The following is a 24726-nucleotide window of genomic DNA, read 5'->3' on the forward strand; positions in this document are numbered from 1 at the left end:
GCACTGAAAAGAAAAACGCCGCGTTGCTCATGGCAGCGCGGCGTTAGAAATTGCTGTGAAGGCTTAAATCAGCCCTGCTTGGTCACCTGTGTAAAGTCCAGCTCGACCGGTGTTTCGCGGCCAAAGATCGAGACCGAAACCTTCAGCTTCTGATTCTCGTCGTCCACGCCTTCAACCATGCCGTCGAAATCCTCGAACGGGCCGTCGTTGACCTTGACCTTCTCGCCGACCTCGAAGGAGATCATCAGCTTGGGCGCTTCTTCGCCTTCCTGAACGCGGTTGAGAATCTGGTTCACCTCAGCATCTCGCATCGGCATCGGGCGACCTTGCGGGCCCAGGAAACCGGTGACGCGGTTGATCGAGTTCACTAGGTGATAGCCCTGATCCGACATTTCCATGTGCACCAGTACATAACCAGGCATGAAACGGCGTTCGGTCGTGACCTTCTTGCCCCGGCGCACTTCGATCACCTCTTCGGTGGGCACCAGAACTTCGTCGATATCGTCCTCAAGGCCGTGTTCGGCCACCGACGTGCGGATCTGTTCTGCGATCTTCTTTTCGAAATTCGAAAGAACGCTGACCGAGTACCACCGTTTCGCCATGAACCTGTCGTCCTTGTTTGCCTTTGGGCCGCGACTGCGCCCGTCGTTTGAATTCAGTTACGTCATCCGGAATAAAAAGCGGCGCGCGGTCCGAATCGCCGCACGCCCATTCCGAAGAGTCCCGCGTGACCTACAAGGACATCGCGTGCTGTGCAAGGGGGAAGCGGCGTTTCCACCCAACCCCAAACGGGTTTAGCCGAACGCACCAAGGATCAGTTGAAGACCCCCGCGAATGCCCAGATCGACCAATGCAAAAAACACAGCGGTAAGAGCCGCCATGATGAACACCATGACCGTGGTCAGCAGAACCTCGCGGCGCGTGGGCCACACGACCTTTGCAACTTCGGCGCGGACTTGCTGAATGAACTGGATCGGATTCATGGTAGCCATTTGGCGGTGTTCTCTCTGCTAGCGGATGGGCCGGACATAACCGGGCATTGCGGCAATTTCAAGGGCTGTCAGGGCTTGGGCTTGTCGTCCCATTCATCGCTGAGGATACGACGGGCGTCCCCCTCGGGATCGTCATACTGATTCGAGCGGACAGTATAGACAAACGCCACCAGCCCAACCCCGCCCAGAAAAAGGGAAATCGGTATCAGATAGGCCAAGACTTCCATCGCTTTACCTTACCCGCAACGCGTTCAAAGACACAGTGATTGATGAGGCCGACATCGCCAGCGCCGCGATCAGCGGCGTAGCCAGACCAACCACGGCCAAAGGCACCGCGATGATATTATAGACGGTGGCGATGCGGAAGTTCTCGCGAATCCGTTTTGTGACTTTGGCAGCGGTATCGCAGGCATCGGCGATAGGTGACAGGTCGTTGCCCAGCAGCACGATATCTGACGCCACCCGCGCCGCATCCAGTGCGGACGCTGGTGAGATCGACACATGCGCCGCCGCCAGCGCCGCCGTGTCGTTCAGCCCGTCACCGACCATAAGCACATGATGGCCCTGATCGCGCAAAGCTTCGACATGCTGGGCCTTGTCCTGCGGCAGGGCCTGCGCAATCCAGTTTTCAATCCCCAGCTTGCCCGCCAGCGCCTGAACAGCGCCTTGCGTATCGCCCGAGATCAGGATGACCTCTTTGCCCGCTTCGCGCAGCGTTTGGACCGCATCCGCGGCACCAACGCGCAGCGCGTCCGAGAACAGGAATGCCGACGGCGCTTGCCCGGCGATGGCCAGCCATGCGGCGGTCTGGTCGCCCTCTTCCGCGCCGGTCCATGCCGCCCGGCCCAGACGTACGCGCTGACCACGATAGGTACCCTCAGTGCCGTAGCCCGGAACCTCGGTGACGTCTTTCAGCGTGGCGGGTTTTATCCCAGCCTCGCGAGCGGCCTTGGTCAAAGCAACCGACAACGGGTGCGAGGACGCCTCGGCCAGGGCCAGCGCGACCTCAAGATCCGCGCGGGAATGGTCGCCCAGATTGGTCAGTTCAGGGATACCAGAGGTCAGCGTGCCTGTTTTGTCGAAAACAACCGTATCAACCTCGGCCAGACGTTCCAGCGCGGTAGAGTGCTTGATCAGCATCCCCTTACGGAACAACCGCCCCGAGGCCGCCGTGGTCACCGCTGGCACAGCCAAGCCCAGCGCGCAGGGGCAGGTAATGATCAGAACGGCGGCGGCGATGTTCAGCGCCGTGCGCACGTCACCGGAATAGATATACCAACCCACAAAGCTGAGCGCCGACAGGATATGCACACCGGGCGCATAGAGCTTGGCCGCCTTGTCGGCCAGCGAGGTGTATCGCGAGCGCCCCGATTCCGCGATGGCCACAAGATCGGCCATGCGGTGCAGCGAGGTGTCCTCACCCACCGCCGTCGCGCGGATGGTCAGAGGGCCGGTCAGGTTGACTTCTCCAGCGCTGACAGTCGTGCCCGCCTCGGCGAACACCGGCAGGGTTTCTCCGGTCAGTAGGGACCGGTCGAGTTCAGACTGGCCCGAGACAATTTCGCCATCCACAGGCATCCGCCCGCCGGGGCGGATCAAGATCAGGTCGCCCACGCTCAGCGTGGCAACGGCGACCTCTTCCTCGATGCCATCCACGACCCGAATGGCGCGGGGGACTTCCAGCGCGGTCAGCTCCTCGGCCGCAGATCGGGCAGCGGCGCGGGTGCGGTAATCTAGATAACGCCCGGCCAGCAGGAAGAACGTCAGCGTCAGGGCGGCGTCGAAATAGGCATGTTCGCCGCTGAGCGTGGTTTCCCAAAGCGATGTGACCAGCGCCAACAGGATCGCCAGCACGATCGGCACGTCCATGTTCAGACGCCGCACGCGCAAGGCTGACCACGCATTCGCAAAGAAGGGCTGCGCGGAGAACGCGATCGCGGGCAGCGTAATCGCCGCCGATATCCAGTGGAACATGTCCCGGGTGGCGTCGGACGCCCCGGACCAGACCGAGACCGACAGCAGCATCACGTTCATTGAGGCAAACCCGGCCACAGCCAGCCGCATCAGCAGGTCGCGCCCCGCCTTGTCAGCCTGTGTGGCGGACAGGGCACCGGGGTCCAGCTCATGTGCCTCAAAACCCGCGTTTTCCAGCACTGGGATCAGATCGGTAGCACGCAGATCGGGCGCGGCTTTGATCATGGCGCGTTTCAGGGTCAGGTTGACGCGCGCATCTTCGACGCCGGGAGTGGCGTTCAGCGCGCGTTCCACCGTCGCGATACAGGCCGAGCAATGGATGCCCGGCAACGACAGAGCGATCTGTGTGTCCTGCGGAATGGGCCGTGCCGGTTCTGCTGGGGCCGCGATACAGCCCGGACAGGCCGCTGTGCCGGAACTGAGCTGCGCCACGATCCCCTACCCTTTCACATAAAGCGGCACGCGCTGCGCGAATTCCGCTCCGCTGTGGTCCTTGGCGACCAGACGGATGTTCCAGTTGCCCTTGCCCAGCGCCGCAGGGGTTGCATAGGCAGTACCGTCAAAGGTGAAATCAGGGGCGAAATCTTCTTTAACATGGGTGGCGCGGCCAATCACGGCCTGCAACTCGGCCACTTCGACCGGAGCGCCGGTTTGATCGGTGATGTGCAGAACCAGCAATCCGCCCGAAACCTCGGCCCGGATGAACCATCCAAGGGCTTGTTGTTCCTGCAAACGCTCGTTGAACTCTTGGCTCGCGACGTAAGAGTTTTTGACCTCTAGCCCCGGAAAGGTTTTCACCGCGCTGTATGCCAGCACCAGATTGACGGCGATGATCACACCAAAGGCCGCGACAAACACGGCCAGCGCGTGTTTTCCGGTGAATTGACGTTCAGCCATGCTCAGTTCCCCCGTCCGTTAAACGTGGTGTCCTTATAGGCGCGTTCGCCGCTTTCCAGATCCTCGACCCAGATGCGCACAGGCGTCACATCCGAAGCAGCAGGGCCGGTATCACCTGCGGTCACCACGTAGACACGGGTCAATTGTGCCGTATCTGCGGTGACATTGACAGTGTCTCCGTCGATGCCCTCGATCTGGATTTGCAAGGCCGGGTCGCCTGCCAGGGTCAGCTTGAACGGGCGTTCCTCACCATGTTTGTTGCGCAGACGCACGTCATAGGTGTTGCGGATTGTGCCATCTGAGAGGGTCACGAAGGTCGGGTTGCGCACAGGTGCGACGGTCAGGTCGATATCCGAGCGGATGAACAGCGCAAAAAGCAGCGCAAAACCAACCGCCGCCCACATGGCCGTATACATGATCGTGCGGGGCCGCAGAATGTGTTTCCAGACATTCTTGGGGGTCTCACCCGCCCGTTCGCGGGTCTCGTCACTCAGCGCCATGTAGTCGATCAGACCACGAGGCTTGCCGATCTTGGCCATCATGTCGTCACAAGCGTCGATACAGAGCGCACAGGTAATGCACTCCAACTGCTGCCCGTCGCGGATGTCGATGCCCACGGGGCAGACGTTCACGCAGGCCATGCAATCGATGCAATCGCCCAACTCAGAATCCGCCGTGCGTTTGCCCTTGCCGCGCGGCTCGCCCCGCCATTCGCGGTAGCCGACGACCAGAGTATCCTCGTCCATCATCGCCGCCTGAATGCGGGGCCACGGGCAAGCATAGATGCAAATCTGTTCCCGCGCGAAACCACCAAACAGGAAGGTGGTGCCGGTCAGGATCAGCATGGTTGTGTAGGCCACAGGATGCGCATTGCCCGTCACCAGATCACGCAGCAATGTGGGCGCGTCGGCGAAATAGAACACCCAGGCACCGCCGGTTGCTAAACCGATCAGGAACCAGGCGGTCCATTTCGTCAGGCGCAACCGTGCCTTTCGCATATCCAGCTTTTCTTGTCGGTGCAGACGTAGGCGGGCGTTGCGGTCGCCTTCGATCCAGCGTTCGACGAGAATATAGAGATCAGTCCACACCGTCTGCGGACAGGCATAGCCACACCACACACGCCCCAAGGCCGAGGTGAACAGGAACAGGCCCAGCCCAGCCATGATCAACAGGCCGGCAACGAAATAAAACTCGTGCGGCCAGATCTCGATCCAGAAGAAGTAAAAGCGACGGTTGGCCAGATCCAGCAACACCGCCTGATCCGGCAGGCTGGGGCCACGGTCCCATCTGATCCACGGAGTGATGTAGTAGATACCCAGCGTCACTGCCATGATGATCCATTTCAGATTGCGAAACGGACCGGACACGCGCCGGGGGAAAATCGGCTCTCGTGCGGCGTAAAGGCTAGGGGCGGGATCGGAATCGCTCACGGGCTGGCTCCAGACTCACTTCTATTCTGCGCCTTGTCCCAGATCACACCACCCGGCACTTTGACATGGGTCAAAAGCGCATCGTACAGACACCTTTTGTCACAGGTCGCGCGCCTGACGCCTAAGCCACGCGACAAAGGTCTTTACGGCAGGACGCAGGGGCGCATCGCCCAGAACGATATGATAACCAAAGTCGCCGGGTTCCTGAAACAGTTCGACGATACGACCGGATGATATGTCGCCTTCGACAAAATGCCGCGCGGTCACGGTCACGCCCTGCCCCGCGCGCACCCCATCCAGCAGCAGGTTGCCCGGCAGCGCGATGCGCCCGGCGCCCGGTCCGTGATCAACACCTTGCCGGGCCAGCCATGTGGTTGCCTCGGTCGTTCCGAATTCCTCAAGCCAAGGTAACTGGCTCAGCTCCTTCGCGGTCCAGTCGGTCTTGCCATCCAGCAGGGAAGGTGCGGCGACGATGACCATGGGGCTGGGTTGCAACATCTCGGCGCTGACACCCGGCCAGTCGCCCGTGCCATAGCGTATGGCCACATCCACCCCACCGGGTGTAAGGCTGACCAGCTTGGGCGAAGGGTCTAGCGCAAGATGGATATCCGGGTATTTGGCCTGAAACGTAGGCAGGCGCGGCATTAGCCAGGATGCCGCGAAGGATGAGGTCAAAGACACATGCACGGGCCGCCCCTGCCGGGCCTTGGTCAGATCAGCAATGGCCGTGCCAATCGCGCCAAAGCCCAGATGCAGGGCGCGGGCCAGCTCCTCGCCTTCCGGTGTCAGGGTCATGGATTTACCGGTCCGGTCCAGCAGGGCCACGCCCAGATGTTTCTCAAGCGCGCGCAATTGCTGACTGATGGCAGCGTGACTGACATTAAGCGCCGCACCAGCTGCAACCACATTGCGCCGCTCGGCGAAGGCAGAAAAGGCCCTTAGGGCCGCCAAAGGGGGCAGAGATAGCCAGTCCATATGTAATCCAAAATTACACGTTAGGGTTTCATTTGAGTCGCATTTCAAAGCCCAAAGGTCAATCTTTAACCCATGATCGCAGCGTATAGGAGGCTGACAATGTTCACCGTTTTTGCACGAACTTTTCTGACCGCAACCCGCGTCGATGCCCCGGTCATCCGGGATGCGCCCAAGCCAAACCAGTCCAGGAAGGAGTGGTTGCCGGACAGTCATTGGTGGAAAGAACCGCTCCGCGATGTCGATCTGAACGATCTGTGATCGCTTTACCCAAGTTCTGGACCCGTCATGGGCGGAACTCTACGGTAGGGAAATAGCACCGGCTGTTCTGGAAACGCGCGAACAGATGGAACAGCCGGTGCTGCAACCTTCGGGCGGCGAACCGTCCGAAGGTATTCTTTTGGCCTTACTGGCCGCCGCCCAACTGGTGGACGTAAGCCGTGACAGCGCGGATCTGCGCATCGGTCAGGCGGTTTTCCCAAGCGGGCATCACGCCAAACCGGCTGTAAGTCACCGTCTCGGTCAGCGCCTCTTGGCTGCCGCCATAGAGCCAGATCGCGTCGGTCAGGTTCGGCGCACCTTGAAAGACATCGCCAGTGCCGTCTTCGCCATGGCAAGCCGCGCAATTGTCTTCGAACACAACCTTGCCAGCCTGCGCCGCCGCATCATCGCTTTGGGCATTCGTCAGCGACATCACGTATTGAACCACCTGAGCAATCTCTTCTTTCTCAAGCAGCTCACCAAAGGCCGGCATCTCGGAATAGCGCGCATCGTCGCTTTCTTCGTTCCGGATGCCATGGGCGATTGTGAACTCGATATCCTCAAGTGAACCGCCCCACAGCCATGCGTCATCGAGCAGGTTCGGGAAACCCGGAGCACCCTGCGCTCCCGAGCCGTGGCATTGCGCACACCAGGTGCGGAACACGGCACCGCCTGAGTTCACAGCGTATTGCTGCAACTCGGCATCGGCCGAAATCTCTTCCAGCGGGGTTTCCACCAGACGTGCGTTCCAGGGCGCGTTGGCTTCTTCGAAGGATACAATATCCTGCTGCACTTCCCCGCGCGAGGACCAGCCAGTGACGCCTGCGGTTGCCGACTGAACCAGCGGCCATGCTGGATACATGATCGTGTAGATCACGCCCCAGAAGATACAGGCGTAGAAGGTCCACAGCCACCAGCGGGGCATCGGATTGTCGAATTCTTCGATACCGTCCCAGCTGTGACCCGTGGTATTCGGATCGCCTGGCTGTTTATCAGGTGTCTTGCTCATGGCCGCGCCTCCTTGGATTCGGCGGGTTTATCTTGATGCCGGAAGGGGATGTTGGCGGTGTCCTTGTATTCCTTGCTGGCACCGGGGCGGAAAACCCAGATGATGATGCCGACAAAGACCGAGAACAGCAGCAAAAGCATCCAGCTATCCGCGAACTGTCTGAGGAGTGTGTATTCTTCCATAACGCCCTCCTTAACGACTTGCGTCCGGGGTGAAGGTCGAGAAATCAACCAGCGTGCCCAGCATCTGAAGATAAGCCACCAACGCATCCGCTTCGGTCAGCTCTGGCTGACCGTCGAAATTGCGCACGCTGACCTTGTCGCCATAGCGTTCCAGCAGCCCGTCATAGTCGCTGTCCGGATCGGCCTGCGCACGGAAGTCGGCCTCGGCATTGGCCAGCATCTCTTCGGTGTAAGGCGTGCCGACAACGGCGTTCGCTTTCATGATGTCACCGATATACTTGCCGTCCAGCTTGCGATGCTCGAGGAAGCCGTATTTCGGCATAACCGATTCCGGCACAACCGACTGCGGATCACGCAGGTGGTCCACATGCCACTGGTCCGAATAGCGACCGCCCACGCGGGCCAGATCAGGACCGGTCCGCTTGGAGCCCCACTGGAACGGGTGGTCGTACATCGACTCAGCCGCCAGCGAGTAGTGACCGTACCGTTCGACCTCATCCCGCATGGGGCGGATCATCTGGCTGTGGCAGACATAGCAGCCTTCGCGCAGATAAACCTCACGGCCCGCCATCTCGAGAGGGGTATAAGGGCGCATGCCCTCCACCTTCTCGATGGTGTTCTCAAGGTAGAACAGCGGGGCGATTTGAACGATGCCACCAATGGTCACGACCAGAAAGCTGAACACCAGCAGGAGGGTCGCGTTGGTCTCGAGGATCTTATGTTTGTCGAGAATTGCCATTGCTCCGGCCCTCCTTATTCAGCCGGGACCGCGACGGTCAGGCTGGCCTCTTTGGCCGGTGCCTTCCGCACAGTCATCCACAGGTTGTAGCACATGATTACGGCACCAGCGACGAACATCACGCCACCCAGAGCACGCACCACATACATCGGGAACTTGGCTGCCACGGTGTCAGCGAACGAGTTCACTAGGAAGCCGTTGGCATCCACTTCGCGCCACATCAGGCCTTCCATAATACCGGTGACCCACATCGACGCGGCATAGAGAACGATGCCGATCGTGGCGAGCCAGAAGTGCCAGCTGACCATCTGCAGCGAATACAGACGCTCACGCTTCCACAGTACAGGCACCAGATAGTAGAGCGCACCAAAGGTGATCATACCGTTCCAGCCCAACGCGCCAGAGTGCACGTGGCCGATGGTCCAGTCGGTGTAGTGAGACAGCGAATTCACGGCACGGATCGACATCATCGGGCCTTCAAAGGTGGACATGCCGTAGAAACCGACCGAGATGACCATCATGCGGATCACAGGGTCCGTACGCAGCTTGTCCCATGCGCCCGAAAGGGTCATCAGACCGTTGATCATACCACCCCACGAAGGCATCCACAGCACGACCGAGAACACCATGCCCAGCGTCGAGGCCCAGTCAGGCAACGCGGTATAGTGCAGGTGGTGCGGACCAGCCCAGATATACAGGAAGATCAGCGCCCAGAAGTGGATGATCGACAGCTTGTATGAAAAGACCGGACGCTCGGCCTGTTTCGGGATGAAGTAATACATCATGCCCAGGAAACCTGCAGTCAGGAAAAAGCCCACAGCGTTGTGGCCGTACCACCACTGGATCATGGCATCTTGTACGCCCGACCAGACGATGACCGATTTCGAGCCCCAGATGCTGACAGGGATGGTCAGGTTATTGACCACATGCAGCATCGCAACGGTGACGATGAAGGCCAGGTAGAACCAGTTGGCGACGTAGATATGAGGCTCTTTCCGCTTGATGATCGTGCCCAGGTAAACGGCCAGATAGGCGACCCAAACGATGGTCAGCCACAGGTCAACATACCATTCGGGCTCGGCGTATTCCTTGGACTGTGTGCCACCCAGAACATAGCCGGTCGCGGCCAGAACGATGAACAGCTGATAGCCCCAGAACACGAACCACGCCAGGTTTCCGCCCCACAAGCGCGCGGCGCTGGTGCGCTGCACTACATAGAACGAGGTCGCCAGCAGCGCGTTGCCGCCAAAAGCAAAAATCACCGCCGAGGTGTGCAGCGGACGCAAACGGCCAAAGTTCAGATAGCCCTGTGCCCATTCGAAGTTGAGCGCAGGAAAGGCCAGCTGGAACGCAATAAAGGTCCCCGCCAGGAACCCGATTACCCCCCAAAAGGCGGTTGCGATCACGCCATAGCGGATCACGCCATCCATGTATTCACCCGAGCGATCAACGAACGTTTCTGGCTCATCCGTGTTTCTAAGCGTCCAGATGAACAAACCACCGGCGATCAACATCACCAGAATTGCGTGCACCTGATACGCCAAATCGCGTGCGTAATTGGTTGCGATCGCGGCGAATACCGCAATCACACCAAGCACGATCAGCTTGATATAATTTGACATATTGCGTCCCTTTGCCATGCCCCGCGCGATTCTTTATGTGTCGCGAGACCTTTTTGACTGGCTGCTGTTTTCTACCACAGCGGTTCTAACTGCTTTGATCTGTGTCAAGACGAGTCGGCAGATATTGTGACTATGCTTCAGAAACGAATGGGCTGGAACGTCGCAGTTTGCCCCGCCCCGTAGGCAAGAGGTCAAGATGTCTTACAAATCACTTCTCACCGTGATGACAGAAACCAAACCCTCAGATGCGGCACTGGGGCAGATGGTAGCGCTGGCCGAAGCGCAGGACTCACATGTCGAGGCATTATGCCTTGGCGTGGATCGCAGCCAGACGGGTTACTACTATGCAGGAGCCAATGCGCTGATCCTGCAAGAAACGCTGAGCCGGGCCAATGCCGAGGCCGAGGAAGTGCTGGATTATGCAAAGGCCTTCCTATCCAAATCCGGCACGCGCTGGTCTGCCGAAAACGGTGTGGCCCAGATCGCCGATCTTGGGCGCCACGTGGCGCATCGCGCCCGGTTTTCCGATCTGGTGATTCTGCCACAGCCCTATGGCGAGGACCGCGGCGCCGAAGCAGAACCAATTGTCGAGGCTGCGATGTTCGAAGGTCACGCCCCGGTTCTGATCGTCCCCGACAAAGCGCAGCCTTTCAGCCGCCCTGGAACGATTCTGATCGGCTGGAACGAAAGCGTAGAGGCCATGCGCGCTATCCGTCGAGCCCTGCCATTTCTGAAACAGGCCGATCTGGTGAGGATCGTGGTGATCGACCCGCCCCGCCATGGGCCGGATCGTTCTGACCCCGGCGGGATGCTATCACAGATGCTGGCCCGTCACGGGGTGCGATGCGAGATTGACGTTCTCAGCAAAACCATGACGCGGGTTTCGGATATCCTGAACCGTCACGCTTCGGACACCGAAGCCAACATGATCGTAATGGGCGCCTATGGCCATTCGCGGTTCCGCGAAGCCATTCTGGGCGGTGCGACGCGGAACATGTTGGAACAATCTTCAGTACCGGTGTTTCTGGCGCATTAGCGCCGGTTACACTAGGAAGCCGCCATCCGAATCGTCCCCGGCCTCTTCCATCAGGCGTCCCATATCGGGAATCGTCACGTGGCGCTTGCCTTCCAGCAGGATAACCTCATCCTTCTTAAGCGCCGAAATCTGGCGGCTGACCGTTTCCAGAGTCAGGCCGAGATAGTCCGACATCGCCTCACGCGTGAGGGGCAGATCGAATACGATGGGGCCATCGCTACCTCTTTGACCGACCGAGGCATCCCTGCGGGCGATGATGGACAATAGGCTCGCAATCTTTTCGCGGGCGGTCTTACGACCGAGAACCAGCATCCATTCACGGGCGGCGTCCAACTCGTCCAGAGTCATCTGCAACAACCTGTGCGCGATATGCGGAGTCGTGTTCATCAACTCTTCGAAGGGCTTCTTTCGAAAGCAGCACATGACCAGATCTGTGGTCGCCTGAATGTCATACGGGGCCGAATCGCGCCCCGGACGGCCGACGAAGTCGCTAGGCAACAAAAGACCGACCATCTGGGTACGACCGTCTTCCATTGTTTGCGTCAGAGACGCAATTCCAGACACGACCGAGCCTACAAAGTTCATCTGATCACCCGACCATATGATCGTCTGCCCGGCTTCGAAACTGCGATAATATTTAATGCCTTCAAGCTCTTCCAGCTCATCCGCGTCACAATGCGCACACACGGCCCGGTGGCGGATCGGGCAGTCTGCACAGTTCGTATGGTCGATCTTGAATGTGGGTGTCATGCGCGCTTCCACTTGATCTCTATCAAAGCATCTGTTCGTGGCGTCCTCTAACGGTACCGTCATGATAGTTAAACCACAACTGGCACGGCTTGGACTATTTGACGCGAAAGTCCCGCGTTATACAAGCTATCCCACCGCCCCGCACTTCAGCAATGACGTAGGGTCAAGCCTTTATGGCGACTGGATTTCCGACATCAAACCCGGAAGTTCGATCTCGCTGTATATCCATGTTCCATTCTGCCGCAGGCTGTGCTGGTTCTGCGCCTGCCGGACGCAAGGCACCCAGACCGACAATCCGGTCATCGCCTACGTGGATGTCCTCAAGGCCGAGCTAGACCTGCTGGCCGCGCGCCTGCCCGAGGGCGTGACCCTGTCTCGCCTGCATTGGGGTGGCGGCACGCCCACCTTGCTGAACCCCGACCTGATGCGCGATCTGGCCGCCCACATTCTCGACGTGGTCCCACTTGGCCCTAATGCCGAGTTCTCGGTCGAGATCGACCCGAACGAGATTGACGAGGCCCGACTGGATGCCCTGGCAGAGGCGGGCATGAACCGTGCGTCGATTGGGGTTCAGGACTTCGATGATGAAATCCAAAAGACCATCGGTCGCATCCAAAGCTATGACACAACACGCAAAGCGGCCGAAATGATCCGCGAACGGGGCATCCATAGTCTGAACGCCGATATCCTCTATGGTCTGCCGCATCAGACCAAAACGCGGATGACGGAAAGCGTACAGAAGCTGCTGTCGCTCAACCCCGACCGGGTTGCGCTGTATGGCTACGCCCATGTGCCGTGGATGGCCAAGCGGCAGCAGATGATCCCGTCCGACGCGCTGCCTACGCCTGAACAGCGTCTGGACCTGTTCGACACCGCCCGCCGCCTGTTCATGTGGGACAATTACGCCGAAATCGGCATCGATCACTTTGCCACTCAGGAAGACGGTCTGACCCGCGCCCTGAAGACCGGGAAGCTGAAGCGGAACTTCCAGGGCTATACCGATGATCAGGCCGAGGTTCTGATCGGTGTCGGCGCCAGCTCGATCTCGCGTTTTCCACAGGGCTATGCCCAGAACGCTCCGGCAACGTCGGCGCATACCAAGGCGATCCGCGAAGGGCGGTTCTCGACCTCGCGCGGGCACCTGTTCAAGGGGCAGGACATTCTGAGATCACGCCTGATCGAAGCGCTGATGTGCGATTTCAAGATCAATTCGGCGGAGATTCTGCGCGACCACGGCATCTCGGTTAGTGAGCTGAACCAGATGTATCAGTCGGCCAATGCCGCCTTCGACAATTTGCTCAGTATTACCGAAGACGGGCTGTTCATCCCGCCCGAAGCGCGCCCTCTGACCCGAATGATTGCCCGCAGCTTTGATGCCTATGACCTCAGCAAGGCCGGGCACAGTTCGGCAATCTAACCCCTTTCCCGGTGGGTCCCCACGCGGGCCTACCCATGCATACCCGCACAGGGGCTTGACGCAGGCCTCTGGTTTTCTCCACACTTGGGCTGTGCGTATCGCACCCTGAGGCAGGTGAATTTGCAGACAGTTCTTGCCGACGCATTCGCGCCGGACAGCCCTTTTCGTGCAGGTATTTCTGCAACCTTAAAGAGGGACAGCACTCATGCGCGTTTTCACCGTCCTCGGCCCCAGCCAATCGGGCAAAACCACTCTGGTCGAGGCCATCAGCCGCCTCGACGGGCGGCCCACCACATTCGACGTATCCGGAACCGTGCATGTGCACGGTTTTTCTTACTTGGACGAGCCATGGTGCGCCATCGACGTCGACGGAGGCGGCGACAATCTGGGCTATGTCGGCCCCGCCATGGCCATTTCGGACGCAGCAGTGGTGGTCGTCCCACCCGACCCGGATGCAGCCGTCCTGTGTGCGCCCTATCTGCGCCTGGTGGAAGAGGCAGGCATTCCTTGTTTTCTGTTCATCAACCGCATGGACAGCCCCAATGGCCGCATCCGCGATATCATCTCGGCACTGCAGACCTATTGCACACACCACATCGCCTTGCGACAGGTACCCATCCGCGAAGGCGACACGATTGTCGGTGCGGTCGATCTGATCTCGGAGCGGGCGTGGAAGTATCAGGAAGGCCAACCCTCGGCCCTGATCGAACTGCCGCAATCCGTTGAAGATCGTGAACAAGAGGCGCGGACCGAGCTGTTGGAAACGCTGTCGGACTTTGACGATCATTTGCTGGAGCAACTGATCGAGGACAAACAGCCCCCCAGTGGCGAGGTTTACGATCTGGCGGCACAGGTTTTGCAAAACCACCAACTGATCCCCGCCTGTTTGGGGGCCGCCAGCCACGGCAACGGCCTGACCCGGCTGATGAAGGCCCTGCGGCACGAAGCGCCCGAGTTCAACATCGCGGCAGACCGGGACGAGGCTGCCGAAAACGCGAGCGCCATTGCCGGATTTGCTGATGTGAAAAAGCATATCGGCAAGATCATCGTGCTGCGCGGGCTTGGTGACGGCGTCAAGGCTCACGAAGCGTTGGGCGGCGAAACCGTCGGCAACCTGACGACGCTGGATGCCAAAACCCAGATCGCCACGCTGGAGGCTGGACAAATCGGATTGGCGGTGAAATCCGACCATCTGAATCCCGGCAATATCTATGACAGCAAGGGCGCAACCGCCCTGCCGGAATGGGCCTGGTCCCATCCGGCCGCGCATCGTCAGGTCGTCTCACCATCGCATGAGCGGGACGATGTACGCCTGTCCAACGCATTGGCGCGGCTGGTCGAGATCGACCCCGGCCTGCATCTGGATCAGGACGAGTTGAGCGGACATTCGGTACTGGGCTCGCAAGGTCCACAGCACATGCGCCGCGTGACGGCGAAGCTGGCCGAGGATTTCGGTATCGAGATCGAGGCCGACCCAGTCGAGACCGCCTATCGCGAGACTATCCGTGCGCCCGTCGAACATCGCCACCGCCACCGCAAGCAATCCGGCGGGGCGGGGCAGTTTGCCGATGTAGTGATCTCAATCGCGCCGATGCCGCGTGGCGCGGGGTTCCAGTTTGAAGAGGTGGTCAAAGGCGGCGCGGTTCCGCGCAACTACATCCCCTCGGTCGAGCATGGTGCGAAAGACGCGCTGGTGCAGGGGCCCGAAGGCTTCCCTGTTGTCGATGTCAAAGTCACGCTCAACGACGGTAAACATCATAATGTGGACAGTTCTGACTATGCGTTTCGTACAGCGGGCAAGAACGCAGTGCGTGAGGCGCTGCCACAGGCCAAACCCGTGGTGCTGCAACCCATCTTGAACGCCGAGATACACCTGCCATCGGATTTCGTCGGCGACCTGGTGCCCACAATCAGCTCGCTACAGGGGCAGGTTCTTGGGTTCGAGGGCAATCCCAACGCTTCGGGCTGGGAGATTTTCAACGCCCAGCTTCCCGCAGTGGCGCAGGACGAGTTGCACCGGAGCCTTGCCAGCGCCACGCGTGGCACAGGATGGGTCAAGCTGAGCTTTGATCACTATGAAGAATTACGCGGCCCGGTTCCAAAAGCAGCGGTCAGGGAAACAGCCAACGCCTGACACATGGCGCGGGCTGTTTTCAGCCCGCTGCCGCAATCAGTTCGCGGGTATACTCTGTCTGAGCATTCTCAAACAGGTCTTCAGCCGCGCCCATCTCGACCACGTCGCCGTTGCGCATGACGATCACGTTATGCGACATGGCGCGCACAACCTTTAGGTCGTGGCTGATGAACAGATAGGCCAGCCCGTATTTGCGCTGTAGATCGCGCAGCAGATCGACGATCTGCACCTGCACTGTCATGTCCAGCGCGCTGGTCGGTTCATCCAGAACCAGCAGCTTGGGCCGCAGGATCATCGCGCGGGCAATGGCAATGCGCTGACGTTGCCCGCCCGAAAACTCATGCGGATAACGGTCCATCGCGGCAGGGTCGAGACCCACCTCGGTCATCACTTCGGCCACCAGATCACGGGGCGCGCGGTGCGGGTCGACGTTGTGGATCGCCAACCCCTCGGCAATGATCTGCATGCAGGTCATACGCGGGCTGAGGCTGCCGAACGGATCCTGAAACACGATCTGCATATCTTTGCGCAGCCGTCGCAACTCGCGCGTGGACCAGCGGCGCACGTCCTGATCACGGAAGGTGATCCCACCCTCTGACGCGATCAGCCGCATGATCGCCAGCGCTAGTGTCGTCTTGCCCGAGCCGCTTTCGCCCACGATGCCCAGCGTCTCACCCGCCCGCACGCTGAGCGTGGCGTCGTTCACGGCCTTCACGTGACCCACGGTTCGTTTCAGCAAGCCGCGCTGAATCGGGAACCAAACCTTCAGGTGATCAGTGCGCGCGACCTCTTCGGCGTCAGTCGCCACAGGATCGGGATGACCCGAAGGTTCGGCGGCCAGCAATTTGCGCGTATAGGGATGCTGCGGGTTATCGAAGATCTCGGATGTCAGGCCGGATTCCACGATCTCGCCATCCTTCATCACGCAAACCCGGTCAGCGATGCGGCGCACGATACTAAGGTCATGGGTGATGAACAGCATCCCCATATTCTCGGATTTCTGCAATTCGGCCAGCAGTTCCAGGATTTGCGCCTGAATGGTCACATCTAGCGCTGTTGTGGGCTCATCCGCGATCAGGATGTCGGGTTTGTTGGCCAGCGCCATGGCGATCATGACCCGCTGACGTTGTCCGCCGGACAGTTGGTGCGGGTAGCTGTCCAAACGCTCGCGCGGGTCGCGGATGCCAACCTTGGTCAGCAGCTCGACAATCCGTTCGCGCGCGGCGTCCCCTGTGACGCCCTGATGCAGCGCAAGCGATTCCGCCATCTGTTTCTGGATCGTGTGCAACGGGTTCAGCGAGGTCATCGGCTCTTGGAAGATAAAGCTGATATCGTTGCCGCGCACATCCATCAGCTTGGCTTGCGCGGCGCCGATCATCTCATCCCCGTCATAGGTGACCGAGCCTTCGACAATCGCGCTGTCGCCCAACAGCGACACGGTGCTGAGCGCGGTCACCGACTTCCCCGAGCCGGATTCGCCCACCAGTGCAACCGTTTCCCCGCGATCCACGGTGAACGACACGCCTTTGACCGCAGCAGAGACCTGCCCGTCCTGCTTGAACGAGACCTTGAGGTTTTTCACATCTAAAAGGCTCATGAGAAGGTCTTTCTGGGATCAAACGCATCCCGCACGCCTTCAAAGATGAAGACCAGCAGCGACAGCATGATGGCAAAGGTGAAAAACGCGGTGAAAGCCAACCACGGCGCTTGCAGGTTCTGTTTCGCTTGCAAAGTCAGCTCACCCAGCGACGGAGCCGAGGACGGCAGGCCAAACCCCAGAAAGTCCAGCGAGGCCAACCCGGCAATCGTACCTGTGACGATGAAGGGCATGAAGGTCAGCGTGGCTACCATCGCGTTGGGCAGCATATGGCGGAACATGATGGTCATGTTGCCCACACCCAGCGCCCGCGCCGCCCGCACATATTCAAGGTTGCGCGCCCGCAGGAATTCAGCACGAACGACGCCAACAAGGCCGGTCCAACTGAACAGAATCATCAGCGCCACCAGTAGCCAGAAACTTCGGCCCAGAATGGCGAACATGATGATGATCACGTAAAGTGAGGGCGTGGCCGACCAGATCTCGATCACGCGTTGGAAAATCAGGTCGAGCCAGCCACCAAAGAAGCCCTGAATGGCCCCCGCAAAAATGCCTATGATGCTGGCCGCGCCGGTGACCATCAGTGTGAACAGGATCGACAGGCGGAACCCGTAAATCACCCGTGCCAGCACATCGCGCTTGGTGTCATCCGTGCCCAGCAGGTTCTGCCCGTTGGGCGGCAGCGGAGCCGCGCCGGGGCGATCCACGCTGGTGTTGAAGGAATAGGGGATCAGCGGCCAGATAGCCCAGCCACGCTCGAACCCTTCGGCCTCGTATGTTCCGGCCTGAATTTGTTCAATGATGCCTTCGGGATCGTCAAAGCAATCTTCGATCCCGCCGCTGTCGATCAGACACTGAACCTCGGGGTCGCGATAGATCGCCTCGGTCTGGAAGTCGCCGCCAAAGGCCGTTTCGGGATAGAAGTTGAAGATCGGCGTGAAATACTCACCCCGGTAGTTCACCAGAATGGGTTTGTCATTGGCAATGAATTCGGCAAACAACGACAGGCCGAGCAGCACCGAGAAGATGATCAGCGACCAGAAGGCCCGTCCGTTTCGGCGGAAATTGCGCCAGCGGCGCTGGTTGAGTGGGGACAGTGCCATTTACCCCTCCCGCTTTTCGAAATCGATGCGCGGGTCGACCAGCACATACATCAGGTCGCTGATGATGCCGACAACCAGCCCCATCAGACCAAAGATGAACAGTGTCCCAAAGATCACCGGATAGTCGCGCGCCACTGCGGCCTCGAATCCCAGACGGCCCAGACCGTCCAGCGAGAAGATCGTCTCGATAATGATTGACCCACCAAAGAACACGCCAATGAACACTGCCGGGAAACCCGCGATCACGATCAGCATCGCGTTACGGAACACGTGACCATAGAGCACCCTGCGCTCGTTCAGGCCCTTGGCGCGGGCGGTCATCACATATTGCTTTTTGATCTCGTCCAGGAACGAGTTCTTGGTCAGCAAAGTCAGCGTCGCAAAGGCAGAGATTGTCAGAGCAATGATCGGCAAAGCGATATGCCAGAAATAATCCAGCACCTTGCCCACCGCGCTGAGGTCATCCCAATTGTCTGAGGTCAGCCCCCGCAGCGGGAAAATCTGCCAGTAGGAGCCACCGGCAAACAGCACCAGCAACAAGATCGCAAACAGGAAACCGGGGATGGCATAGGCCACGATGATTGCCCCGCTGGTCCAGGTATCAAAGGTCGAACCATCCTTCATCGCCTTGCGAATTCCCAACGGGATCGACACCAGATAAGCAATCAACGTTGACCACAGCCCCAACGAGATCGACACCGGCATTTTCTCCAGCACCAGATCAATCACGCTGATCGACCGGAAATAGCTCTCGCCGAAATCCAGCGTCAGATAGTTGCCCATCATGTCCAGAAACCGCTCGACCGGAGGTTTGTCGAATCCAAATTCTTTTTCCAACTCTTCAATGAACTCGGGCGGCAGCCCACGCGCACCGATATAGCGGTCATTCGCGCCGCCGGTTTGCTGCTCGATATCGCTGCCGCCGCCGGCAATGCCTTCGAACACATCGCCCCCACCTTCCATCTGGGCGATAATCTGCTCAATCGGGCCGCCCGGAACGAACTGAACCAGCGTAAAGTTGACGATCATAATCCCAAGCAAAGTGGGGATGACCAGCAACAGACGTCTTAGAATATATGCTCCCATGAGGGCGGATTACCTCAAGGCGCCCGAGGATTTCAACTCGGCTTCTTTATCGGCGTTGATCCACCACAGGTCCTCGACGCCCAGCGCATAGGGCGGCAGATTCGCAGGGTGCTCGTACATGTCCCAGTAGGCGACCCAGTATTTACCCAGAAACCAGGTGGGAACCATGATCCGCTTGGCCCGCAGCACACGATCCAGCGCCCGCACATTGGCGTGCAGTTCTTCGCTGTCAGTCGCGGCGACGATATTGTCGATCAGCGGTTCGATATCGGGGCCATGCGCGCCCGACGGGTTAAACACCGAATACGCGGCTGCCTCGGTCCCGAACTGCTGATAGAGCCCTGTGGATGGCTGCAACGAGGTCGGATAGCCGCCAAAGATCATGTCGAAATCCCGATCCCGACGGCGCAGTGTGAACTGAGCGTTGTCGACCCGGTTATAGGTCGCATCAATCCCCATGGCGCGCAGGTTGTCGACAAATGGTTGGATAATCCGATCCAAAGTGGGCTGGTCCGACAGAAACTCGATCTTCAGAACTTCGCCATTGTCATTGCTGCGGATGCCGTTGTCTCCGACTTTCCAGCCTGCCTCATCCAACAGTTGCATCGCAGCACGCAGGTTGCGGCGGTCATTCTGACGGGCCGGGCGCGAGTCATGGGCCGAGACCGGTTCTTCGGTCAGCACAGCAGGGTCCACCGCATCGCCTAGACTTTGCAGCACCTCAAGCTCACGCCCTTCGGGCAGGCCGGTTGCCTCAAGATGCGTGCCTTGCCAGAACGAATCGCGCTGCTGGAACAGGCCATATTGCAGGCTTTCATTGGTCCATTCGAAGTTATAACCCAGTTGAACCGCCTCGCGCACGCGGGGGTCCTGAAACTGAGGCCGGTCAAGGTTCATGATAAAACCAGAGGCCGACGGGACGTTGCCGTCCTCAAGCTCGACCCGCAGGACATTGCCATTTGCAATCGCCGGGAAATCATAAGCCGTCGCCCAGCTTTTCGAGTTGTTTTCCTGCCGAAGAGTGAATGTTCCGGCCTTGAACCCCTCCATCGCGGCAATCGAGTCGCTGAAATACTCGATGCGGATGGTGTCATAGTTGTTCCGACCCACATTCACATTGATCTCATCGCCCCAATAGTCGGGATTGCGCTTGTAAACGATGCGTCGGTTGATGTCGTAGCTGTCCAGAAGATAGGGGGCCGACCCGATGCCTGGTTCAAGGCGAGATTTGTCCAGACGGCGGTTTTCCGGGTCTGCCTCGAACCACGCTTTGGAAAACACCGGCGTGCCACCAACCTGAGAGATCAGCGCCCGGCGCGGGATATCAGGGGCAAAGTAGAATTTTACGCGATGTTCATCCAATGCCTCGGCGCGGGGGATACGCTTGCGAACGGCCTCGGCGTAAGATTTCAAACCCTGATCTAAAAGCAGATTGTGAGAAAACACGACGTCCTCTGCCGTGACTGGCGTTCCATCAGAAAACCGTGCCTCGGGCCGCATATTGAAAATGACCCATTCCTGACTTTCCGGGTATTCGAGACTCTCCGCCAGCAAGCCGTAATACGAGGCAGGCTCGTCATAAGACTCGATCAACAGGGATTCGTATTGGTCTGCGGATCGTGCGCCCGCTCGCCCCTGCCGGGTGAAGGGATTGAAACTGTCAAACGTGCCCTGCGCGGCATAGGAAAGCTCTCCTCCGCGCGGGGCGTTCGGGTTGACGTAGGCGAAATGCGCAAAGCCTTCGGGATATTTTAGATCACCAAATTCCGAGAAACCGTGACTTTTGATGATCGTTTCCTCGGCCCGCCCCGGCAGTGCCATCAACATCACCATGACCATACCGGCCATCAGAGCCCAAAGCCAGCCTCTGAAATCCAATACACGCGCCTGAACGATTTCCCGGTTGGACCTCATGTTGCTCATCCCCTGTTGCATCACGTGTTTTAATCTTGCGTTCGCCAGCTAAAATACCAGCACTTACAAATTCAAGTTTAGAATGCGTGAGCGCTTTGTGAAGTTCTGTTTAGACAAAAAAAGCCGCTGCACGGGGCAGCGGCCTTTGTTTTTTCGGGTTATTCGCAGGATCAGTTGCCGATGGTCTGCAAATAGGCAATCAGGTCGGCACGCTCTTGCGGCTTTTTCAGGCCCGCGAAGCTCATGGATGTGCCGGAAATATAGGCGCTCGGGCGCTCAAGGAAGGCGTCCAGCGCTTCGGGTGTCCAGTTGCCGCCATGGGCCTGCATCGAGGCCGAGTAGCCGGTGAAGCCATTGGCCGACGCGACCGGACGGTCAACGATGCCATACAGATAAGGGCCTGTGCCGTTCGCGCCGTCTTCCAGCTTGTGGCAAGCGGTGCATTTACGGAAAACGCGTGCGCCTTTTTCCGGGTCGGCTGCGGCCAGCAGGTCTTCGAACACCACTTCCTCACCGTCGGCGCTTTCGCCTGCGCTTTCGGTTTCAATGATGTACGAGGCCGTCTCGCCATGACCATCGGCATGGTACAGGCCTTCGGCGGCCCATTTGGCCAGAAGCAGCACCAGGAAGGTGCCAAACAGGCCTGCGGCGGCCTTGGTAACTGTCATCGTGTCGAACATTGATCGCGAGTCCATTTCAGCTGTCTGCGGGGTGTCTAAGGCTTCCCCTGACAAGAGGCAAGGTATAGACACCGCGACTAAACGCCCAATTCTGGAACTTGTTGCACGGAATCGACCAAATGACCAAACGTATCGCATTTCAGGGGGAGCCCGGCGCCTATAGTCACGAGGCCTGCCGTAACGCACGCCCCGATATGGAGGCCCTGCCCTGCCGCACTTTCGAGGATGTGATCGAATCGGTGCGCTCGGGCGCGGCGGATCTGGCGATGCTGCCGGTTGAGAACACGACCTATGGGCGCGTGGCCGATATCCACCGCCTGCTGCCTCATAGCGGGCTGCACATCATTGATGAGGCCTTTGTCCGCGTCCATATCAACCTGCTGGCCGTTCCGGGTGCCACGCTGGACGATATTACCGAGGCCCATTCCCATCTGGTTCTGCTGCCCCAATGCGCGGGCTTTCTGAAACAGCACAACATCCACGGGCGCGTCAGCCCCGATAATGCCCGCGCCGCGCGCGAAGTGTCCGAACAGGGCGAACTTCACTCGGCCGCGCTGGCCAGCGAACTGGCCGGAGAGATTTATGGCCTGAACGTTCTGGCCCGACATATCGAGGACAATGACGACAACACCACCCGCTTCCTTGTAATGTCACGCGAGGAAGACCGCACGCGGCGCGGTGAACACGGAATGATCACCAGCTTCGTCTTTCAGGTCCGCAACATCCCTGCCGCGCTATATAAAGCGATGGGCGGGTTTGCCACGAATGGGATCAACATGACCAAGCTGGAAAGCTACATGGTCGACGGCTCATTCACCGCCACGCAGTTCTATGCCGATATCGTGGGGCACCCCGACGACCGCAATGTGCAACTGGCGATGGAAGAGCTGGAGCATTTCACCACAAATGTCGAAGTGCTAGGCGTTTACCCGGCGGCGGTCACAAGGTGAAGGATTTGCGGCGCGCGCCGTCAATTCGGCGGCAGTCCACGAACCCCCTTGCCTGATAATAGGCCAGCCCTTCCGCATTGTTGACGCCAATCGTCGCGTCGATCGCCACAAGGCCTGCTGCACGGGCAGCTTTCAGGGTTTCCTGAAACAACGCCCGACCGACCCCGCGCCGAGCCGTCGAAGGGCGAATATGCGTGCCGATCAATCCCCAGCCGACAGGCGCGCCATAGGGGTTGCCCTCTACCGCTTACTTCAGCGATTGAAACCCCAGCACCTCGTCCCCGTCCAACGCCAGAAGGCACTGAATCTGACCGGGATGAGAGACATAGTGCGTTTCGGCGAACCCGGCATCTGCCGGTTTGCTGCGCTTGTCTGCCAAAACAAGGGCTTGCAACACTCCAGCAATACCCGGCGCGTCGTATGAGGTTGCCTGTCTCAGGATCAGATCGCTCATATCGGTTTTACGACCCGTGCAGGTGTCGTTCCTCCATCTCGCGGGCGAATTCGGTCAGTCGGGATTGGAACCGGGCCCGGAACCGCGATTTGCCCAGCCGCAGCGATTGCAGAAACAGCCGCGCGGGCAGGGATTTGGCCGTCAGCGTTACATCCACGCTTAACCGGGTACGGCGTTGGGACAGAGCCAGAAGATCAACCTCAGTGACACCGCCGACCCCTTTGCCGATTGCCTCGAACCGCATTTGCGCGGGCGGGTCGCTGTGTGCCATTGTTATCTCAACATGGCGTGGCTTGCCCCGCAGGGTGAAGTCGGCCTGCCATTTGGTGCCCGGCACCACCCCCATGTGGCCGGACAGCCGCCGCACCTCGATCCCGCGGCGCATGGCCATACGTTCGAACCGTTCGAAATCGGCGACCATTTCGAAAACGGCGTTGATCGGTGCCTGAATATCTTCCTGTACTGTGAACTGCATTCCGACCTTTAGTTCGTTGATCTATTGCGTTTCTATTTCGTCAGTCCAGCGTATCTGCAAGCCAGTTCTGCAACAGGAAATGTGCAATGGCCCCTTTGCGGGCAGGTTTCAGAACCGGGTGCTCACCGGCAAAGGCCTGCATCATCTCGGACTTGCTGACCCACATGGCATCTTCAATTTCAACGGGATCAATCGAGATGTCACGCGACAGCGCCTGGCCCGCGCAACCAAACATCAAAGAGGCCGGGAAGGGCCAGGGCTGGCTGGACAGATAGGTGACAGCGCCGACGGGCACGCCCGCCTCTTCGAACACTTCGCGGCGCACAGCAGCTTCGAGCGTTTCGCCGGGTTCGACAAAACCCGCCAGCAGCGAATACATCCCCTCGGGCCAACCCGGAGACCGCCCCATCAGGACAGAGTCCCCATTGGTGATCAGCATGATCACCACCGGGTCCGTGCGCGGAAAGTGCTGGCCGCTACACGTGGGGCAGCTTCGTTGCCATCCGGCCTGCGTCATCGCGCTGGCCGCGCCACAGCGGGCGCAGAATTTATGGGTTTCGTGCCAGCCGATCACCGCCTTGGCGGTTGCCGCAAGCTCGGCATCACGCGGGGACAACCACGTCATGATCCGGCGCAGTTCGGCAAATACGAACCCGTCTGGCAGGTCAGGATGCTGCTGTTCCGAGCCATCCACGAAACCACCTACTTCGGACAAATCCTGCCCGTCAGGCTCCCAATTCGAGATATCGGCAGCAAAGACCGGGACACCATCCGACAGGCCCAGAAAAATCAGCCCATCCGCAACTCCGCCCGGTCCGTTTTCGACCAGCGCATGAGACACCGGGATCAGACCCAAACGATCCGAAGCCTCACCCTGCACAAGGGGTTTGCCGCGCCATATCAGCAGGCATTTGGCATCCGGGTCCGCCACCAGACCAGCCAGCGCATCGGCATCGCCCCGAATATGCGCCGCACGGTCCAGCCCTGATCCGCCGAACGTCACAAACTCTGCATTCTTCATTGCATGCCCCCCAGATTGTGCGCATAGGGCT

The 24726-nt window shown here is 59.3% G+C and carries 26 protein-coding genes; 5 read left to right on the plus strand and 21 right to left on the minus strand.

All coding sequences use genetic code 11. From position 1 onward, the window contains the following. Positions 1-68 precede the first annotated feature (68 nt). The 7 genes from nusG to GOV79_RS18525 all read right to left on the minus strand — a co-directional run bounded on the left by nusG (position 69) and on the right by GOV79_RS18525 (position 6268). Complete coding sequence (nusG, locus tag GOV79_RS18495) at positions 69-602, minus strand: transcription termination/antitermination protein NusG (RefSeq protein WP_170774657.1); 534 nt, start codon at positions 600-602, stop codon at positions 69-71. A 192-nt stretch (positions 603-794) separates the two neighbouring features. Continuing rightward, the gene (gene secE, locus GOV79_RS18500; protein WP_058272489.1) at positions 795-992 is read right to left on the minus strand and encodes a preprotein translocase subunit SecE; all 198 of its coding nucleotides are present in this window, start codon (positions 990-992) and stop codon (positions 795-797) included. 68 nt (positions 993-1060) lie between these two features. After that, positions 1061-1219 (minus strand): cbb3-type cytochrome oxidase assembly protein CcoS, encoded by a 159-nt coding sequence (gene ccoS, locus GOV79_RS18505; protein ID WP_170355309.1) that lies wholly within the window; start codon positions 1217-1219, stop codon positions 1061-1063. A gap of 4 nt (positions 1220-1223) precedes the next feature. After that, the gene (locus tag GOV79_RS18510) at positions 1224-3401 is read right to left on the minus strand and encodes a heavy metal translocating P-type ATPase (protein ID WP_170791370.1); all 2178 of its coding nucleotides are present in this window, start codon (positions 3399-3401) and stop codon (positions 1224-1226) included. A gap of 3 nt (positions 3402-3404) precedes the next feature. Beyond that, positions 3405-3863, minus strand: a complete 459-nt coding sequence (locus GOV79_RS18515) for a FixH family protein (RefSeq protein ID WP_170791111.1) — start codon at positions 3861-3863, stop codon at positions 3405-3407. 2 nt (positions 3864-3865) lie between these two features. Then, positions 3866-5293: a cytochrome c oxidase accessory protein CcoG gene (gene ccoG / locus GOV79_RS18520; protein WP_170791113.1), complete on the minus strand. Its 1428-nt coding sequence runs from the start codon at positions 5291-5293 to the stop codon at positions 3866-3868. 99 nt (positions 5294-5392) lie between these two features. Continuing rightward, positions 5393-6268 (minus strand): LysR family transcriptional regulator, encoded by an 876-nt coding sequence (locus GOV79_RS18525; RefSeq protein WP_170791115.1) that lies wholly within the window; start codon positions 6266-6268, stop codon positions 5393-5395. Between the two features lie 99 nt (positions 6269-6367). Here GOV79_RS18525 and GOV79_RS18530 point away from each other — a divergent pair, with 99 nt between their 5' ends. Then, the gene (locus GOV79_RS18530; protein WP_170791117.1) at positions 6368-6526 is read left to right on the plus strand and encodes a hypothetical protein; all 159 of its coding nucleotides are present in this window, start codon (positions 6368-6370) and stop codon (positions 6524-6526) included. A 145-nt stretch (positions 6527-6671) separates the two neighbouring features. Here the strand turns inward: GOV79_RS18530 and ccoP are convergent, their stop codons facing one another. From ccoP to ccoN, 4 genes are read right to left on the minus strand one after another with little or no spacing between them, the layout of a single operon-like run. Next, positions 6672-7535, minus strand: coding sequence for a cytochrome-c oxidase, cbb3-type subunit III (gene ccoP, locus GOV79_RS18535; protein ID WP_170774665.1), 864 nt, complete (start codon positions 7533-7535; stop codon positions 6672-6674). Next, positions 7532-7717: a cbb3-type cytochrome c oxidase subunit 3 gene (locus tag GOV79_RS18540; protein WP_170774667.1), complete on the minus strand. Its 186-nt coding sequence runs from the start codon at positions 7715-7717 to the stop codon at positions 7532-7534. Before GOV79_RS18540 ends, ccoP begins: the two co-directional genes overlap by 4 nt. Positions 7718-7727: 10 nt before the next feature. Further along, positions 7728-8456 carry a cytochrome-c oxidase, cbb3-type subunit II gene (gene ccoO, locus GOV79_RS18545; RefSeq protein ID WP_170774668.1) on the minus strand — a complete coding sequence of 243 codons (729 nt, stop codon included), beginning with the start codon at positions 8454-8456 and terminating at the stop codon, positions 7728-7730. 14 nt (positions 8457-8470) lie between these two features. Then, positions 8471-10078 carry a cytochrome-c oxidase, cbb3-type subunit I gene (gene ccoN, locus GOV79_RS18550; protein ID WP_170774670.1) on the minus strand — a complete coding sequence of 536 codons (1608 nt, stop codon included), beginning with the start codon at positions 10076-10078 and terminating at the stop codon, positions 8471-8473. A gap of 196 nt (positions 10079-10274) precedes the next feature. Between ccoN and GOV79_RS18555 the strand changes: the two genes are divergently transcribed. Continuing rightward, positions 10275-11114, plus strand: coding sequence for a universal stress protein (locus GOV79_RS18555; RefSeq protein ID WP_170791119.1), 840 nt, complete (start codon positions 10275-10277; stop codon positions 11112-11114). Positions 11115-11120: 6 nt separating this feature from the next. Here the strand turns inward: GOV79_RS18555 and fnrL are convergent, their stop codons facing one another. Further along, positions 11121-11864 carry a transcriptional regulator FnrL gene (gene fnrL / locus GOV79_RS18560; protein ID WP_170791121.1) on the minus strand — a complete coding sequence of 248 codons (744 nt, stop codon included), beginning with the start codon at positions 11862-11864 and terminating at the stop codon, positions 11121-11123. Positions 11865-11925: 61 nt separating this feature from the next. Here fnrL and hemN point away from each other — a divergent pair, with 61 nt between their 5' ends. Together hemN and GOV79_RS18570 are read left to right on the plus strand one after the other, a co-directional pair. Then, on the plus strand, positions 11926-13281 hold the full coding sequence (hemN, locus tag GOV79_RS18565; RefSeq protein ID WP_170791124.1) for an oxygen-independent coproporphyrinogen III oxidase: 1356 nt from the start codon (positions 11926-11928) through the stop codon (positions 13279-13281). A gap of 205 nt (positions 13282-13486) precedes the next feature. Further along, complete coding sequence (locus tag GOV79_RS18570; protein ID WP_170791126.1) at positions 13487-15415, plus strand: elongation factor G; 1929 nt, start codon at positions 13487-13489, stop codon at positions 15413-15415. 19 nt (positions 15416-15434) lie between these two features. Here the strand turns inward: GOV79_RS18570 and GOV79_RS18575 are convergent, their stop codons facing one another. From GOV79_RS18575 to GOV79_RS18595, 5 genes are all read right to left on the minus strand, one after another. Beyond that, entirely contained in the window at positions 15435-17012 is a 1578-nt protein-coding gene (locus GOV79_RS18575) for an ABC transporter ATP-binding protein (protein WP_170791128.1), read from the minus strand. Next, a complete protein-coding gene (locus GOV79_RS18580; RefSeq protein WP_170791130.1) occupies positions 17009-18115 on the minus strand; it encodes an ABC transporter permease in 1107 nt (368 codons plus the stop codon). The genes GOV79_RS18575 and GOV79_RS18580 overlap by 4 nt, the downstream gene beginning before the upstream one ends. Further along, on the minus strand, positions 18116-19201 hold the full coding sequence (locus GOV79_RS18585) for a microcin C ABC transporter permease YejB (RefSeq protein WP_170774684.1): 1086 nt from the start codon (positions 19199-19201) through the stop codon (positions 18116-18118). Positions 19202-19210: 9 nt separating this feature from the next. Further along, a complete protein-coding gene (locus GOV79_RS18590; RefSeq protein WP_237218061.1) occupies positions 19211-21115 on the minus strand; it encodes an extracellular solute-binding protein in 1905 nt (634 codons plus the stop codon). Positions 21116-21285: 170 nt separating this feature from the next. Beyond that, positions 21286-21795, minus strand: a complete 510-nt coding sequence (locus tag GOV79_RS18595; RefSeq protein ID WP_170775003.1) for a c-type cytochrome — start codon at positions 21793-21795, stop codon at positions 21286-21288. Positions 21796-21914: 119 nt separating this feature from the next. On the opposite strand from GOV79_RS18595, the gene GOV79_RS18600 reads away from it, so the two are divergent. Beyond that, a complete protein-coding gene (locus GOV79_RS18600; protein WP_170774687.1) occupies positions 21915-22745 on the plus strand; it encodes a prephenate dehydratase in 831 nt (276 codons plus the stop codon). On the opposite strand, the gene GOV79_RS22400 is transcribed toward GOV79_RS18600, so the two are convergent. From GOV79_RS22400 to nudC, 4 genes are read right to left on the minus strand one after another with little or no spacing between them, the layout of a single operon-like run. Then, positions 22735-22950, minus strand: coding sequence for a GNAT family N-acetyltransferase (locus GOV79_RS22400; RefSeq protein WP_237218062.1), 216 nt, complete (start codon positions 22948-22950; stop codon positions 22735-22737). The genes GOV79_RS18600 and GOV79_RS22400 overlap by 11 nt on opposite strands. A 42-nt stretch (positions 22951-22992) precedes the next feature. Beyond that, positions 22993-23199: a GNAT family N-acetyltransferase gene (locus GOV79_RS22405; RefSeq protein WP_237218063.1), complete on the minus strand. Its 207-nt coding sequence runs from the start codon at positions 23197-23199 to the stop codon at positions 22993-22995. Positions 23200-23206: 7 nt separating this feature from the next. Then, the gene (locus GOV79_RS18610; RefSeq protein ID WP_170791135.1) at positions 23207-23674 is read right to left on the minus strand and encodes an SRPBCC family protein; all 468 of its coding nucleotides are present in this window, start codon (positions 23672-23674) and stop codon (positions 23207-23209) included. Positions 23675-23714: 40 nt separating this feature from the next. Then, positions 23715-24695: an NAD(+) diphosphatase gene (nudC, locus tag GOV79_RS18615; protein WP_170791137.1), complete on the minus strand. Its 981-nt coding sequence runs from the start codon at positions 24693-24695 to the stop codon at positions 23715-23717. Between the last annotated feature and the right edge of the window lie 31 nt (positions 24696-24726).

This window comes from Ruegeria lacuscaerulensis, assembly GCF_013034745.1.
GTDB lineage: Bacteria > Pseudomonadota > Alphaproteobacteria > Rhodobacterales > Rhodobacteraceae > Ruegeria > Ruegeria lacuscaerulensis_B.